Genomic DNA, 15590 nt, shown 5'->3' on the forward strand with positions numbered 1-15590 from the left:
CTGCTGCGTCGCGGGCCCTCCAGACGGGGCCGCGCGCGAGCGAGCGGGCAACTTCGCGCCCGGGTAGATATCTTCGGCTGAGCGCGCGAAGGCCTTCATCGATCGCGGCATTGCCGAAGACCTCGTCACAGTCGTATTTCGACCCCGGCGCGGCCCGCAGTATCGTGCTGGGCGTGGCCTTCCTCGCCTGCGGCCAACTCTGCTCGGGCTAGCGTTCCAATCGAGCCGGGCTGAACTTTACGGCATCGAGGCCGATCGCTTCGAAGGCCTCGGGCGCTGGTGCACCGACGAGGAGGCTTGCGGCGAATGCGCCGAGCGCCGGTGAGGTGAGGATGCCGTAGCCGCCCTGGCCGGCGAGCCAGAAGAAGTCCGAACGCTCGCGGGCAAAGCCGATCACTGGAAGCTTGTCCGGCGAGAAGCTGCGCATGCCGGCCCAACTCTTGAAGATACGGCGCACCGGCACGGTCGTTGCCTCCTCGACGTAGTGCGCAGCCCAGGCGACGTCGATCTCCTCCGGCTGGACGTCGGTCGGATCGCACGGCGTTGCGTCGGCGGGCGAGGAAAGCAGCCGCCCGCCTTCGGGCTTCATGTAGAAGTCTTCATCGATCTCGTTGATTTCGGGCAGCGTCAGCGCGTCGATGCCTTCGGGCAGGTCGACGGTGATTGCGGTGCGGCGATGCGGCACGATGCCGATGGGGGCGACGCCGAACGATTGTGCGACGGGATCGGCCCAGCCGCCGGCAGCATTGACGATCGTCTTTGCACTGACTTCGCCGGCACTCGTCGCCAGCACCCAGCGGTCGCCGTTCCGGCGCGGCGCCAGCACGTCCGAGCGCTCGATAATTACCGCGCCATGGCGACGCGCGCCCCGGACGTAACCCTGCAGCAGGTTCTCGACTTCGATGTCCCAGAATTGCGGATCGTAATAGGCCGCAGCCACATAGTCGCGGCGCAGGATCGGCACACGCGCGATCGCCTCGTCGACGGTCAGCCGTTCAATTTCGGCGTTGGCACGGCTCTCCGCGGCAAACACCTCTTCGAACCGGGCAACTTTCTCGGCATTGGCGATCATGACGCCACCGCGCTGCTTGAGCAGCGCCACTTCGGAGAAGCCCTCAGGTGGATTATCGAAAAAGCCCTTGGATATCGCCGCCAGCGCACAGACCTCCGGCGCGTTATAGCGCAGCACGAACTCTGCCGCCGAGCGGCCGGTGCTGTGGTAGCCGAGCCCTTCTTCCCGCTCGATCACCACGACGGAGCGATGCGGTGCCAGGAAATAGGCAAGCGACAGGCCGGCGATTCCACCGCCAATGATCGCCACGTCGTAGTCTTGCATGTCCGCCTCCGTTAGTTGTCGGCCGGACCATAGGCAAGGCGTCATCTGTGTTCAAATTTATAACTGGAAAGGTGGCTATCAATCCTGATGATGGTCGGCCCGATCGTCGAGGCAGTGGTCCAGCGGCTCCGTATCGGCCACATGGGCAAGAAATGCGGCCTCTGCCGGATTGAGGATCGCATTCGGATTGGAGATGCGGAAGACATCGGTGCTGGGCAGATCGCTATAGGGCGGCAGCTGCCACAGTTGGCCCGCCGCGACGGCTGGCGATGCCAAGTGATCCGGCAGCATGCCGATGCCGACATTGGAGGCGATCAGCCGCATCACCTCCTCGACATTGCAGGAGACGGCGCGGACCTGCTGGCCAAAAGACCCGATCGCGCGCACGGCGGTTACCGAGTTCATGTGCTGGCCGCCCAAAACGTCGGCGATGAAAGCGATATAGGGATTGCCCCTGAGGTCGTTGAAGTCGACACCTTCGACCCCGAAAAGCGGATGGCTTCTGCCGCAATAGAGCGCATAGCGCTCGCGCACGTGAAACCGCCTGTTCAGCCAGTCGGGAATGTTGCCGTCGCATAGGCCCATGGTCGCAACATTGCGCTCGACGGCGCTCAACACATCCACGGTAGTTGCGACCGTGACCGACAGCGTGACCTTGGGGTGCAGGCGAAAGAAGCTTTCGAGCTTGCGGTCCCAGGCGGGATTATGCGCGTGGCTGACCGAGTGGATGTTGAGATGGCCGGTGATCTCCTCGCCGGCGGTTTCAAGAACATTCGGCAGGCGGATGACGGCTGCGAAGATATCGCGGCACTGCGCATGCAGGCGCGCACCGGCGTCGGTCAGGTTGAAACGCCCGGGACGCCGGTCGATGAGTTTCTGGCCGACGGTTTGCTCCAACCGCTTCAACGCCATGCTGACGGCCGGCTGTTGCAGGAGCAACCGGTTGGCGGCGGCCGTGATGCTGCCTTCCTCGACGAGCACGACGAAGGTGCGCAGCAGATTCCAGTCGAGATTGTGGGCAAAGCGTTCGAGGCGGTCATTGGCCATGGTCGTGGCTTGCTTCTGATCTCTGGCGTTGAACTGGCCCTTTGTTCTGCAAGGAGGGAAGCGGAGCGAAGGACGTCCGTTCTTGTCGTCATATTCCAGCGAATTTGCAACATGGGCTGCTCGATGGCGCACGAGGGGCCATTCCCCGGACGCATGAGGCGGTGCCTCAATTTCGTTTGAAACGGCATGCACCCCTTGCGATAACGTGAGCCGAATAATCCGATGGGAGAGAAACATGGCCGGCAAGACGCAATTTCAATGGGATGATCCGTTCCTCCTCGACGATCAGTTGACCGAGGACGAGCGTATGATCCGCGACACCGCGCGGGCCTATGCGCAGGACCGGCTGCAGCCGCGCGTCATCGACGCCTACCGCGAAGAATCGACCGATCCGGAGATCTTCCGCGAGATGGGCGAGCTCGGTCTGCTCGGCGTCACCGTTTCCGAAACCTATGGCGGCGTCGGCGCTTCCTACGTCGCCTACGGCCTCGTTGCTCGCGAAGTCGAGCGCGTCGATTCGGGCTACCGCTCGATGATGAGCGTGCAGTCGTCGCTGGTGATCTATCCGATCTATGCCTATGGTTCTGAGGAGCAGAAGCAGAAGTACCTGCCGAAGCTCATCAGCGGCGAGTGGATCGGCTGCTTCGGCCTGACCGAGCCGGACGCCGGTTCTGACCCGGCCGGCATGAAGACGCGCGCGATCAAGACCGAGAGCGGCTACCGCCTCGTCGGCTCGAAGATGTGGATCTCTAACGCACCGATCGCCGATGTCTTCGTTGTCTGGGCAAAGTCGGAAGCGCACGGAGGCGCCATCCGCGGTTTCGTGCTCGAAAAGGGCATGAAGGGTCTGTCCGCCCCGAAGATCGCCGGCAAGCTGTCGCTGCGGGCGTCGATCACCGGCGAAATCGTCATGGACAGTGTCGAGGTCGGCGAAGAAGCGCTGCTGCCGAACGTCGAGGGTCTCAAGGGCCCGTTCGGCTGCCTCAACCGTGCCCGCTACGGTATCTCCTGGGGTGCGCTCGGCGCTGCCGAGTTCTGCTGGCATGCGGCGCGTCAGTACGGTCTCGATCGCAAGCAGTTCAACCGGCCGCTGGCGCAGACGCAGCTCTTCCAGAAGAAGCTTGCCGATATGCAGACGGAGATCACGCTCGGCCTGCAGGGGTCGCTGCGCGTCGGCCGCCTGATGGACGAAGGCCGCATGGCCCCGGAAATGATCTCGATCGTCAAGCGCAACAATTGCGGCAAGGCGCTCGACATCGCCCGCATGGCCCGCGACATGCACGGCGGCAACGGCATCTCGGAGGAATACCAGGTCATGCGCCACATGGTGAACCTCGAGACCGTCAACACCTACGAGGGCACGCATGACGTCCATGCGCTGATCCTCGGTCGCGCCCAGACCGGCCTTCAGGCCTTCTTCTGAGCGGTGCCGTCATGGAAACGCCGCTGAAGGGCATTCGTGTCCTGGAATTGGCCCGCATTCTGGCGGGCCCATGGATCGGCCAGACGCTGGCCGATCTCGGTGCCGACGTCATCAAGGTGGAAAGCCCGGCCGGCGACGACACCCGCACCTGGGGCCCGCCCTTCGTTGCGGACGAGGAAGGCGAGAAGCTCGATGCCGCCTATTTCCACGCCTGCAACCGCGGCAAGCGCTCGGTGGTGCTCGACTTCACGACCGAGGAGGGGCAGGAGGCCGTGCGCCGCCTTGCCGCCCAGTCGGACGTGCTGCTTGAGAACTTCAAGGTTGGCGGGCTTACGAAATACGGGCTCGACTACGAGAGTCTGAAGAAGATCAATCCGCGGCTGATCTACTGCTCGGTCACTGGCTTTGGCCAGGATGGTCCCTATGCGCACCGCGCCGGCTACGACTACATCGTCCAGGGCATGAGCGGCATCATGGACCTGACCGGTGAGCCCGATCGCGAGCCACAGAAAATCGGCGTCGCCTTCGCCGATATCTTCACCGGTCTTTACGGCGTGATTGCCGTGCAGGCAGCACTTGCCCAGCGCGAGCGCACCGGCGAGGGGCAGCAGATCGACATGGCGCTGCTCGACTGCATGACGGGCGTGCTTGCCAACCAGGCGCTCAACTTCCTCGTCTCGGGCAAGGCGCCGCGCCGGCTCGGCAATGCGCACCCGAACATCGCGCCCTATCAGGTCTTCCCGACCTCGGACGGTCACCTGATCGTCGCTGTTGGTAACGACCGGCAGTTCGTGAAGTTCTGCACCCTGCTCGGGCGTTCGGATCTTGCGACCGACGAGCGTTATCTGACCAACGCGCTTCGCGTGCAGAACCGGGACACGTTGACGCCGGAACTCGCCGCCGAAACCGCGAAGATCGAGCGCGATACGCTGTTGAAGTTGCTGGAAGATGCAGGCGTGCCCGGCGGACCGATCAACACCGTTGCCGACGTCTTTGCCGATCCGCAGATCGAGCATCGGCAAATGCGTGTGGATACGCCGCATTCGGGGGCCGCTGCCGGTACGTCGCCCGGGGTCCGGACGCCGATCCGGTTTTCGGCCGCCGAGCTTGCGCTCGAGCGTGGCGTGCCGCGACTTGGAGAGCATACGGCCGAGGTGTTGGCCGAAATCGGGATGGACGCGTCGAAGAGCTATTAACGCGACGTGAGACGCTGAGTGTCTCGTTTAGGCGTGACCTGAAGAAAATAGCGAAAGCCCTGGAAATCGGAGAGATTTCCAGGGCTTCTTTGTTAAGCCTTGAGGGCGCGATCAAAGACGCGCGACAGCCGTTCGGCGAAGCCGCGCGGGTCCTGCGGCTTGTCGCCATCGAGCACGCGCGCCTGGTCGAGCAGGAGTTGGACGGCGTCCGTGCGGAACGCCGTATCGCCGGCGGGGCTCGCGGCCATGGCGGTGATCAGAGCGTGGCTCGGGTTGATCTCAAGGATCGGCTTGGGGGCGTCGTCGAGACGGCCAGCACCTTGCAGCATCTTTTCGAGCTGGCGGTCGGGGCCGTGTTCGGGTGCCACCAGGCAAACGGCGCTTTCTGTCAGGCGGTCGGAGGTGCGCACGTCCGAGACGGACGCACCGAGCGTCTCCTTGGCGAACGCGACGAAGTCGATGACCAACTGGCTGGCCTGCGGCGCTTCTTCCTTGGCCCCCTCGGCCTTGGCGATGGCGCTGAGATCGGCCGCACCCTGCGTGATCGACTTCCACGGTTTTCCGTCGAAATCGGGCGCGGATGTGACCCAGAAGCTATCGACCGGATCGGTCAACAGCAACACCTCGATCCCGCGGGCGCGAAAACCTTCGAGCTGTGGTGAGGCCTTGAGCTGGGCGAGGTTGTCACCGGTCAAGTAATAGATCGCCGACTGGCCGTCCTTCATGTCCTTGACGTAATCGGCAAGGCTGCGCTGGCTCTCATCCGAAGTAGTGGTGCGGAAGCGCGACAGCGCCACCAGCTGCTCGCGGCGCTCGTAATCCTCATAGATGCCTTCCTTCAGCACGCTGCCGAAGTTTTCCCAGAGCTTGTCGAAGGTCTCTGTCTCGTTTTCCGCAAGCTTCTCGATCGCCGTCAGCACGCGATTGGTGACGCCCTTGCGGATGCTGGCGAGCAGCGGGCTTTCCTGGATCATCTCGCGCGAAACGTTGAGCGGCAGGTCCGACGTGTCGACGAGGCCGCGCACGAAACGCAGGTAACGCGGCAGCAATTCCGCTTCGTCGGTGATGAAGACGCGCTTGACGTAGAGCTTCATCCGGCCCTTGCGGTCGGGGTCGAACAGATCGAATGGCTTGGAGCCGGGCACGAAGGCAAGGGCCGTATATTCATGGCGGCCTTCGGCGCGGAAATGCACGGTCAGCGCTGGGTCGTCATACTGTCCGGCGACGCCGCGGTAGAAATCGGCGTAGTCTTCCTTGCTGATCTCGCTCTTCTGCTTGGTCCAGAGCGCGGTGCCGTCCCCGACCTGGACAGGCTCGGCATCGGGCTTTTCGAGAATCGAGATAGGCACCGGCACGTGGCCGGATTGGTCCTTGACGATGCGCTCGACGGTCCAGCGCGACGTGTAGGTCTTGGCGTCTTCCATCAGGTGCAGCGTGATGCGTGTGCCGCGCGCCGGGGCGTCCGCAAGTTCGGCTGCGGAAACGGTGTAGCTGCCCTTGCCGTCGGACGACCACAGGAAGGCGTGCTCCGAGCCGGCGCGGCGCGATACGACATCGACCTTGTCGGCGACCATGAAGGCGGAATAGAAGCCGACGCCGAACTGGCCGATGAGCTGCGCGCCCTCCTTGCCCTGGGCGGCTTCAATGCGCTCCATGAAGGCGCGTGTGCCCGAGCGGGCGATGGTGCCGAGCGCTTCGACAAGCTCGTCGCGACCCATGCCGATGCCGTTGTCCTCGACGATGAGCCGGTTATTTTCCTCGTCCAGCGTCAGGGTGATGCGGGGTGTCGGGTCGCCGGCCAGAAGCTCCGGCGAGACGATCGCCTCATAACGCAGCTTCTCGCAGGCATCCGCCGCGTTCGAAATCAGTTCGCGGAGGAAGACGTTCTTGTCGGAATAGACCGAATGCACCATCAAATGGAGCAGTCGCGCCACATCGGCTTCGAAGACATGTTTCTCTACGGACATTTCGGTTTCGCTCATTGCCTGGCAACTCCTTTGGGTTTCGCCCCAATTGGCAAGCTATGTCCTGAATTTCAAGGCCCGACTTGCGCACTCCCCATTTCTGGACAATGCTGCACTGCGAAAGATCACTGAACACCAGCGAAACGATGCTTCTTCAACGGGGTCGAAGGCGAGGAATTCGCAAGGGCGACAAGTCGCCGTAACACTCCGCTGTTATGTTCCTGCGACCCGGGCAGATGGTCTTGGGTCATCATGCCGAGTTCATATCGCGCTCTGCCGCCAGTCGATTTGACTAAGGTCAATGCGCGACGAATTGCGTTGCTCTATTGGCCTTGGCGACGGGGCTGACCTTCAATCGCACCGAGGAGTGGACATCATGCCCAAGCATTCCACGAGCCCGACAATCCCGACTTTCGCAGATGCCTATTCCTTTTCGCTCGATGCTTGGCAACGTTCGATCCTTTTTCTCGATGTCATGCGTCAGCGCGGCGCGCAATACGAGGAACATCGCACGCAGACCGCGCCGAACGTGCTGGAGTTCGAGGCCCAGCTTGTTACCGATGGGCGCACGCTCGCCCGGCCGGTGAACTATGCGCTGGTCAGCATCGTTCCGCCCGAGGGCGTCACGGTCGATCCGGCCAAGCGTCCCTTCGTCGTCGTCGACCCCCGGGCCGGCCACGGCCCCGGCATTGGCGGCTTCAAGGCCGACAGTGAAATCGGTGTCGCGCTGAAAGCGGGCCATCCCTGCTACTTCATCGGCTTCTTGCCGGATCCGGTTCCTGGACAGACGATCGAGGACATCGCACTGGCCGAAGCCGGCTTTCTCGAAACCGTCATCGCCCGCCATCCGGAAGCGGACGGAAAGCCCTGTGTGATCGGAAACTGCCAGGCGGGTTGGGCGGTCACGATCGTCGCCGCGCTGCGTCCCGAACTCTTCGGCCCGATCATCATTGCCGGCGCGCCGCTGTCCTATTGGGCAGGCGTGCACGGGCAGAACCCGATGCGCTATTCCGGCGGGCTTCTCGGCGGCAGCTGGCTGACGGCGCTGACCGGCGACCTCGGCGGCGGCATATTCGACGGTGCCTGGCTGGTGCAGAATTTCGAGAACCAGAATCCGGCCAACACCCTCTGGACCAAGCAATACAATCTCTATTCGAAGATCGACACGGAAGCCGCGCGCTACCTCGGGTTCGAACGCTGGTGGGGTGGCCACGTCACGCTCAATGCCGAGGAGATGCAGTTCATCGTCGACGAACTCTTCGTGGGCAACAAGCTTGCCGCGGGCGAAATCCGAACATCGGACGGCACGGCGATCGATCTTCGCAACATCCGCTCGCCGATCGTGGTCTTCTGCTCCAAGGGCGATAACATCACCCCGCCGCAGCAGGCGCTCGACTGGATCCTCGACCTCTATGACAGCGTCGACGAAATCCGGGCCTACGGCCAGACGATCGTCTACACCGTCCACGAGACCGTGGGACATCTCGGCATTTTCGTCTCCGCCGGCGTCGCGCGGAAGGAACATGACGAATTCGCCTCCAATATCGAGTTGATCGACGTGCTGCCGCCTGGGCTTTACGAGGCGGTGCTGACGCCGGCGAACGAGGCGGCCGAGGGCAGGGCGCTCGTCTCCGGAGAATGGCTGATGCGCTGCGAGCCGCGCACCCTCGAGGACATCCGCGCTCTTGGCGGCAACGACATCGAGGATGACAGGCGTTTTGCCACCGCGGCGAAGCTTTCGGAGATCAATCTGGCGCTCTATCGCACCTATCTGCAGCCGATGGTCAAGGCAGCGGCAACGCCGCCCGTGGCGGAGGCGATGCGCAACATGCACCCGCTGCGTCTGCAATACGCGCTTTTCGGGCCCGACAACCCCTTCATGGCCTGGACGTCGGCGCTCGCGGACTATGTCCGTGAAAACCGCGAACCTGCTGCCGCCGGCAACCCGTTCATCGCCTGGCAGGAGGCGCTGTCGCAGCAGATCGTGGACGGGTTAGAGACCTGGCGACGGACGGCTGAATATCTTTCGGAGCAAAGCTTCCACGCCATCTACGGCGCTCCGACCCTGCAAGCGGCACTCGGCATCGACACCAACTCGGACCAGCCGCCGCGCAAAGCGGAGAAGAGCCTCTTGCACCGCGAGCTCGTCAAGGCGCGGATCGCCGAACTCAAGGCCAGAATGGCCGTGGGCGGAACCTGTGAAGGTCTTGCCAGAGCCCTGACCTTCGTCGGCATGGCGCGCGGAGGCGCGGACGAACGCGGCTTCGAGGCTGTGCGCCGGCTCCGGCTTTCCCATCCGGAAGCAAAGCAACTGAGCCTGGCCGACTTCAAGACCGTTATGCGGGAGCAGTATTTCATGCTGCTGATCGACGAGGCTGCGGCGCTCGCCGCCCTTCCGAAGCTGCTACCGGAGGCGGTCGAGGAGCGTCGCAGTGCCTTTACGGCCCTTCGTGAGGTACTGGAGGCATCCGGAGCCGTGACGGGCGTGGCTGCCGAGCGGTTGCAGCAGGTTGCCGCGCTCTTCCGCCTGGACAGCGAGCCGCCGGTTCCGATCGCGGCGGGCAAGATCATTCGCAATCGAACCGCTACCTGATGGGGGAGTATCGACGTGTCCGAGGTAACCGAACTGCCGATTGAGCAGTCCAAATACGATCTCCTGATTGCCACCGCGCGAGACGAAACGCCGGCGGTCACCATTGTCGCGCATCCCTGCGACGAGACCTCTCTGCGCGGTGCGTTGGAGGCCGCGCAAATGGGGCTGATCGCGCCCGTTCTCGTCGGGCCAGAGGCAAAGATCCGCAGCGTGGCCGCCGAACACGGCCTCGACCTCGGTCGGTGCGAGATCGTCGACGCGCCGCATAGCCATGCGGCCGCAGCGAAAGCGGTGGCGATGATCCGCGAGGGTCGCGGCGAGCTGCTGATGAAAGGCAGCCTCCATACCGACGAACTGATGAAGGAGGTCGCGGCGTCGGCGACTGGGCTCAGGACCGATCGAAGGATCAGCCACGTCTTCATCATGGACGTGCCGGGGCATTCAGAGACGCTCTTCATCACGGACGCCGCCATCAATATCTTTCCCGACCTCGAAGCCAAGCGCGACATCGTGCAGAATGCCATCGATCTCTGGGTGACGATCGGCCTCGGCGAGCCGCGCGTCGCCATCCTTTCTGCGGTCGAAACGGTAACGACGAAGATCCCGTCAACGATCGAGGCGGCAGCACTCTGCAAGATGGCCGAACGCGGCCAGATCACCGGCGGCCTGCTCGATGGTCCGCTTGCCTTCGACAACGCGATCGACCCGGAGGCAGCAAGGATCAAGGGCATCACGTCGCCCGTGGCCGGCCGCGCCCAGATTCTGGTGGTGCCGGACCTTGAGGCGGGCAACATGCTCGCCAAGAACCTGACGTTCCTGTCCCATGCCGACGCTGCCGGCATCGTGCTTGGAGCGCGCGTGCCCATCGTGCTGACGTCGCGGGCGGACTCCGTGCGCACGCGCCTCGCCTCCTGCGCGGTCGCCGCGCTCTATGCGGCGCGCCGGCGGGCCTCGCAAGTTGCGGCGGTATGACCATGGATGCGCTTCTCGTCGTCAACGCCGGCTCGTCGAGCTTGAAGTTCCAGGTTTTCGGGATCACGGATCAAGGGCTCGAACGCCAGATCAAGGGCCAGATCGGTGGCATCGGCACGCGTCCCCGCCTGCAGGCGAAAGCGGCCGACGGCACCATTCTGATCGACAAGAGCTATGATGCCGACGTCGTTGGCGATCTGCCGGCGGCGATCGCGGCGGCACGCGACTGGTTGCTGACGCTCGAAGGCTTCACCTTACGGGCGGTCGGCCACCGCGTAGTACATGGTGGCCCCGATTATGCGGCGCCGGTGCTGATCGATGCGAACGTCCTTGATCGCCTCGCGAGCTACCAGGATCTGGCACCGCTGCACCAGCCCAACAATCTTGCTCCGATCCGTCAGGCGATGGCGATCAACCCGGATGTACCGCAGGTCGCCTGTTTCGATACCGCCTTCCATCATGGCCACCCGGAAGAGGTGAACTGCTACGCCATGCCGCGCAGCTTCTATGAGGATGGTGTGCGGCGCTACGGCTTCCACGGCCTTTCCTATGAGTACATTTCAGAGCGTCTGCGGGATGTGGCGCCTGCGGTCGCAGGTGGTCGCGTCATCGTCGCCCATCTCGGCAGCGGCGCCTCTATGTGCGCCTTGCGCGATGGTCACAGCATCGAGAGCACCATGGGCTTCACCGCGCTCGACGGCCTGCCGATGGGAACGCGGCCCGGTCAGCTTGATCCAGGCGTCGTGCTCTATCTGATCCTGCAGCGCGGCATGAGTGCCCAGGCCGTTTCCGACCTGCTCTACCACGAGGCCGGCCTCAAGGGGCTCTCCGGCGTGTCGAACGACATGCGCGACCTGCTTGCAAGCGCAGACGCCCATGCCAAGCTCGCGATCGACCACTTCGTCTATCGCGCAGGGCTCAATGTCGGGATGCTTGCAGCCGCGCTCCGTGGCGTCGACGCCTTGGTTTTCACGGCGGGCGTCGGGGAGAACTCCGCACAGATCCGCGCCCGCATCGCCGAGAACATCGCCTGGCTCGGGGCCGAACTCGACCCAGCCGCCAACGAGGCCGGCGCGACGCTGATTTCGACGCCTTCGAGCCGCGTTGCGCTTTACGTCATCCCGACCGACGAGGAACTGATGATCGCCCGCCACACGCTTGCACTGCTTAAAACCCGCGCAGCCTGATCCATCGGAGACAATTGATGTCCATTCCTGTCGCAAAGGCCAAACTTCTGGACGGCCGCAAGGGCCTGATCGTCGGCATTGCCAACGATCGATCGATCGCCTGGGGCTGCGCCCGTGCCTTCCGCGCCTTCGGGGCGGAGGTGGCGGTCACCTATCTGAACGACAAGGCGAAACCTCACGTCGAACCCCTGGCGCGTGAAATCGAAGCGCCGATCTTCCTCCCGCTCGACGTGGCCGTGCCAGGGCAAATGGAAGCGGTGTTCGAGGAGATCGAGAAGACCTGGGGTGAACTCGACTTTGTCGTCCATTCGATCGCCTTTTCGCCGAAGGATACGCTCGGCGGCCGCGTCGTCGATGTCCCGCGCGAGGGCTTCCTCAAGACTATGGACATTTCCTGCTGGTCCTTCATCCGCATGGCGCATCTCGCCGAGCCGCTGATGAAGAACGGCGGCACGCTCTTCACCATGACCTATCATGGCTCACAGGTGGTGGTGGAAAACTACAACATCATGGGTGTCGCCAAGGCCGCACTCGAAAGTGCCGTCCGATACCTCGCCTCCGAACTCGGCCCGAAGGGGATCCGCGTGCACGCCATTTCGCCTGGCGCGCTGGCGACGCGCGCCGCTTCCGGCATTCCGGAATTCGACGCGCTGCTCGAAAAGACCAAGGTCAAATCGCCGAGCCGCGAGCTGATTGACATCGACGACGTCGGCGCGGCCACCGCCTTCCTTGCGCATGACGCCGCCCGCCTGATCACGGGCCAGGTGCTTTATGTCGACGGCGGCTACCACATCATCGACTAACCGCCGGGTCTCCGCATGGGTCAGATATTGCCCATGCAGAGATACTTCATCTCGAGATAGTCTTCGAGCCCGTGGCGGGAGCCTTCGCGGCCGATGCCCGATTGCTTGATGCCGCCGAAGGGCGCGGCTTCGGAGGACATGCGGCCGGTGTTGATGCCGACCATCCCGTATTCCAGTGCTTCCGCCACATGCCAGACGCGCTTCAGATTTTCGGCGTAGAAATAGGCAGCAAGACCGTAGATCGTGTCGTTGGCTTCGGCGATCACCTGCTCGGCGGTCTCGAAGCGGATGATCGGGGCGATCGGACCGAAGGTCTCTTCCTGGGCGACGCGCATGTCTGTCGAAATGCCTGTTAGCACCGTCGGCTCGAAGAAGGTGCCAGACGTGCCGATCCGGTGGCCGCCGGCGCGCACCTTGGCACCCTTCGAAACGGCGTCGGCGACATGGGCCTCGATCTTTTCGATCGCGTGCTTGTCGATCATCGGTCCGATGGTGATATCAGGCGTGAAACCGTCGCCGACAGTCAGCTCGGCGACGCGCCTGACGAACTTTTCGGCAAAGGCGTCGTGCACGCCCGCTTGCACATAGATGCGGTTGGCCGAGACGCAGGTCTGGCCGGCATTGCGGAACTTCGCCTGGACAGCGCCATCCACCGCCTCGTCGATGTCGGCGTCGTCAAAGACGATGAAGGGGGCGTTGCCGCCAAGCTCCAGGCTGACCTTCTTGATCTGGTCGGAGCATTGCCGCATCAAAAGCCGACCGACCTCGGTCGATCCGGTGAAGCTGATCTTGCGCACCTTCGGGTTGCTGCAAAGTTCGCGGCCAATTGCAGCGCCTTCTGCGGCATAGAGCAGGTTGACGACACCGGTCGGGAAGCCTGCCTTTTCGGCGAGCAAGAACATCGCGCCGGCAACGAGCGGTGTCTGTTCGGCGGGTTTCAGCACGATGGTGCAGCCGGCGGCTAGCGCCGGCGAGATCTTGCGGGCGACCATCGAGGCCGGGAAATTCCATGGCGTGATCGTGCCGACGACGCCGACGGGCTGCTTGATCACAAGCATGCGGCGGTCGTTGGCCGGGGCGGGGAAGGTTTCGCCATAGATGCGTTTCGCCTCTTCCGCATACCACTCGACATAGGCCGCGGCATGCAGCACTTCACCCTTCGATTCGCCGATCGGTTTCCCCATCTCGGCCGTCAGGATGGCTGCAAGGTCGTCGGCATGCGCGACGATCAGGTCGTACCAGCGGCGAAGCACGGCACTGCGGTCTTTGGCAGGCTTTGCCGCCCAGAGAACTTGCGCCTTGGCCGCAGCTTCGATTGCCGCATGGGCTTCGTCGATGCCCATATCCGGCAGCGTCGCCAGCTTTTCGCCGGTCGATGGATTGAAGACGTCGAAGGTTGCGCCAGCCCAATTCTTGCCGGCCGCGGGGATGGAATGAAGCGAAGCGAACAGGTCGGCGTCGCGCAAGTGCTTGGTCAAGGCGGGGGTCAAGGTCATGGCGGGCATCCTCCGGCGATGGCCTGCCGCGAGACGGCAGGCCCGCTTTTGCTTGTTCTTGCGGGTGCCGATCAATCCCGGCACCCGAGCATTGCGCGTCTGAATTGGCGCGCAGCACCTACAGCGCCGCGCATCCCTCAGGATGCGCGAAGGCCGCCATAGCACTTTGAATTGCTGCATAATTTTGCCCTCAAGTCGATCCTGAATTGAGGAATTATGCACCGGGCAACCCGCGTTGCTGGTCGCCCGGTCGAGGATCAAGCACGCGCTGCGAGGATCGACGCTTCGAGAATGTCGAGCGCTTCGGCGAACACTTCGTCCTGGATGGTGATCGGCGCCAGGAAGCGGATGACGTTGCCGTGCACACCGCAGGTAAGCAGGATCAGGCCCTTTTCCAGAGCGATCAGGCGCACCTTGTTGGCAAAGTCAGCGCTCGGCAGGTTGGTCTTCACGTCGTTGAACTCGACGGCGTTCATGAAGCCGGGGCCGCGGATGTCGGCGATTTCGGGCGCCTGCTCGCGGATTGCGGCAAGCCGCTGCTTCAGCCGGCCGCCAAGCTGCTCGGCGCGCTCGCAGAGCTTCTCCTCAGCGATAACGTCAAGGACGGCGTGCGCTGCGGCGATGCCGAGTGGGTTGCCGCCATAGGTGCCGCCAAGGCCGCCCGGCGCTGGAGCATCCATGACTTCGGCGCGGCCGGTAACGGCGGCAAGCGGGAAGCCGCCGGCAAGGCTTTTCGCCATGGTGATGAGATCGGGCGCGACATCATGGTGGTCCATGGCAAACATCTTGCCGGTACGGGCAAAGCCGGTCTGAACTTCGTCGGCGATCAAGAGAATGCCGTGCTGGTCGCAAATTTCGCGCAGCGCCTTCATGAAGGCGGCAGGCGCCGGATAGAAGCCGCCTTCGCCCTGCACGGGCTCGAGAATGATCGCGGCGACGCGACCCGGATCGACGTCGGCGGCAAAGAGCTTCTTCAGCGCAGCGAGCGACTGTTCGGTGGTGACGCCGTGCAATTCGATCGGGAAGGGGGCGTGGAAGACGTCGCCCGGCATCGCGCCGAAGCCGACCTTATAGGGAACGACCTTGCCGGTGAGCGCCATGCCCATGAAGGTCCGGCCGTGGAAGCCGCCACTGAAGGCGATAACCGCCTGACGGCCTGTCGAGGCGCGGGCGATCTTGACGGCGTTTTCCACGGCTTCGGCGCCGGTGGTCACGAAGATGGTCTTCTTGGCGAAGTCGCCGGGCGTCAGTGCATTGAGGCGCTCGGCGAGATGCACGTAGGATTCGTAGGGAACGACCTGGTGGCAGGTGTGGGTGAAGCGATCGATCTGCGCCTTGACCGCCTCGATCACCTTCGGGTGGCGATGGCCGGTATTGACGACCGCGATGCCGGAGGCGAAGTCGATGTAGCGATTGCCTTCCTTGTCCCAGATTTCCGAATTTTCCGCGCGGTCGGCGTAGATCTGGGTGGTCATGCCGACGCCGCGCGAGATGGCGGCGTTCTTGCGGTCGGGGAGGCTGGTCATGGCGCGTTCCTGTCGTCTGGAGTTAATATATTGCATTTTTTCTGCAA

General features: G+C 63.5%; 11 protein-coding genes. 6 read left to right on the forward strand and 5 right to left on the reverse strand.

Annotation, left to right across the window (positions count from 1 at the left end; all coding sequences use genetic code 11):
• Nucleotides 1–208: 208 nt before the first annotated feature.
• Together ASD01_RS20625 and ASD01_RS20630 are read right to left on the reverse strand one after the other, a co-directional pair.
• On the reverse strand, nt 209–1336 hold the full coding sequence (locus tag ASD01_RS20625; RefSeq protein WP_060530316.1) for an NAD(P)/FAD-dependent oxidoreductase: 1128 nt from the start codon (nt 1334–1336) through the stop codon (nt 209–211).
• A 78-nt stretch (nt 1337–1414) separates the two neighbouring features.
• Nucleotides 1415–2383 (reverse strand): LysR family transcriptional regulator, encoded by a 969-nt coding sequence (locus ASD01_RS20630; protein ID WP_060530317.1) that lies wholly within the window; start codon nt 2381–2383, stop codon nt 1415–1417.
• A gap of 235 nt (nt 2384–2618) precedes the next feature.
• On the opposite strand from ASD01_RS20630, the gene ASD01_RS20635 reads away from it, so the two are divergent.
• Nucleotides 2619–3806: an acyl-CoA dehydrogenase gene (locus tag ASD01_RS20635; RefSeq protein WP_060530318.1), complete on the forward strand. Its 1188-nt coding sequence runs from the start codon at nt 2619–2621 to the stop codon at nt 3804–3806.
• Between the two features lie 11 nt (nt 3807–3817).
• Nucleotides 3818–5002 carry a CaiB/BaiF CoA transferase family protein gene (locus ASD01_RS20640; RefSeq protein ID WP_060530319.1) on the forward strand — a complete coding sequence of 395 codons (1185 nt, stop codon included), beginning with the start codon at nt 3818–3820 and terminating at the stop codon, nt 5000–5002.
• 92 nt (nt 5003–5094) lie between these two features.
• Here ASD01_RS20640 and htpG read toward each other — a convergent pair whose 3' ends face one another.
• Nucleotides 5095–6984: a molecular chaperone HtpG gene (htpG, locus tag ASD01_RS20645; RefSeq protein ID WP_060530320.1), complete on the reverse strand. Its 1890-nt coding sequence runs from the start codon at nt 6982–6984 to the stop codon at nt 5095–5097.
• A gap of 358 nt (nt 6985–7342) precedes the next feature.
• Here htpG and ASD01_RS20650 point away from each other — a divergent pair, with 358 nt between their 5' ends.
• The 4 genes from ASD01_RS20650 to fabI are packed head-to-tail and all read left to right on the forward strand — an operon-like array spanning nt 7343 to nt 12521.
• On the forward strand, nt 7343–9559 hold the full coding sequence (locus ASD01_RS20650) for a DUF3141 domain-containing protein (protein ID WP_060530321.1): 2217 nt from the start codon (nt 7343–7345) through the stop codon (nt 9557–9559).
• A 15-nt stretch (nt 9560–9574) separates the two neighbouring features.
• Nucleotides 9575–10531, forward strand: a complete 957-nt coding sequence (locus ASD01_RS20655; protein WP_060530322.1) for a phosphate acetyltransferase — start codon at nt 9575–9577, stop codon at nt 10529–10531.
• Nucleotides 10532–10533: 2 nt separating this feature from the next.
• Complete coding sequence (locus tag ASD01_RS20660; protein ID WP_060530323.1) at nt 10534–11718, forward strand: acetate/propionate family kinase; 1185 nt, start codon at nt 10534–10536, stop codon at nt 11716–11718.
• A gap of 17 nt (nt 11719–11735) precedes the next feature.
• Complete coding sequence (gene fabI / locus ASD01_RS20665) at nt 11736–12521, forward strand: enoyl-ACP reductase FabI (protein WP_034799607.1); 786 nt, start codon at nt 11736–11738, stop codon at nt 12519–12521.
• Nucleotides 12522–12541: 20 nt separating this feature from the next.
• On the opposite strand, the gene ASD01_RS20670 is transcribed toward fabI, so the two are convergent.
• The gene (locus ASD01_RS20670; RefSeq protein ID WP_060530324.1) at nt 12542–14017 is read right to left on the reverse strand and encodes an NAD-dependent succinate-semialdehyde dehydrogenase; all 1476 of its coding nucleotides are present in this window, start codon (nt 14015–14017) and stop codon (nt 12542–12544) included.
• A gap of 257 nt (nt 14018–14274) precedes the next feature.
• The gene (locus ASD01_RS20675; protein ID WP_034799611.1) at nt 14275–15543 is read right to left on the reverse strand and encodes a 4-aminobutyrate--2-oxoglutarate transaminase; all 1269 of its coding nucleotides are present in this window, start codon (nt 15541–15543) and stop codon (nt 14275–14277) included.
• Nucleotides 15544–15590: the final 47 nt, after the last annotated feature.

Origin of the sequence: Ensifer sp. Root423, from assembly GCF_001426275.1 — a bacterium.
Taxonomy (GTDB): Bacteria; Pseudomonadota; Alphaproteobacteria; order Rhizobiales; family Rhizobiaceae; genus Ensifer; species Ensifer adhaerens.

What these genes read in the sequence shown, in the direction of transcription:
- htpG (WP_060530320.1), bottom strand. Translation starts at nt 6,984, where the DNA reads ATGAGCGAAACCGAAATGTCCGTAGAGAAACATGTCTTCGAAGCCGAT.
- ASD01_RS20640 (WP_060530319.1), top strand. Translation starts at nt 3,818, where the DNA reads ATGGAAACGCCGCTGAAGGGCATTCGTGTCCTGGAATTGGCCCGCATT.
- ASD01_RS20670 (WP_060530324.1), bottom strand. Translation starts at nt 14,017, where the DNA reads ATGACCTTGACCCCCGCCTTGACCAAGCACTTGCGCGACGCCGACCTG.
- ASD01_RS20675 (WP_034799611.1), bottom strand. Translation starts at nt 15,543, where the DNA reads ATGACCAGCCTCCCCGACCGCAAGAACGCCGCCATCTCGCGCGGCGTC.
- ASD01_RS20650 (WP_060530321.1), top strand. Translation starts at nt 7,343, where the DNA reads ATGCCCAAGCATTCCACGAGCCCGACAATCCCGACTTTCGCAGATGCC.
- ASD01_RS20635 (WP_060530318.1), top strand. Translation starts at nt 2,619, where the DNA reads ATGGCCGGCAAGACGCAATTTCAATGGGATGATCCGTTCCTCCTCGAC.
- fabI (WP_034799607.1), top strand. Translation starts at nt 11,736, where the DNA reads ATGTCCATTCCTGTCGCAAAGGCCAAACTTCTGGACGGCCGCAAGGGC.
- ASD01_RS20660 (WP_060530323.1), top strand. Translation starts at nt 10,534, where the DNA reads ATGGATGCGCTTCTCGTCGTCAACGCCGGCTCGTCGAGCTTGAAGTTC.
- ASD01_RS20630 (WP_060530317.1), bottom strand. Translation starts at nt 2,383, where the DNA reads ATGGCCAATGACCGCCTCGAACGCTTTGCCCACAATCTCGACTGGAAT.
- ASD01_RS20625 (WP_060530316.1), bottom strand. Translation starts at nt 1,336, where the DNA reads ATGCAAGACTACGACGTGGCGATCATTGGCGGTGGAATCGCCGGCCTG.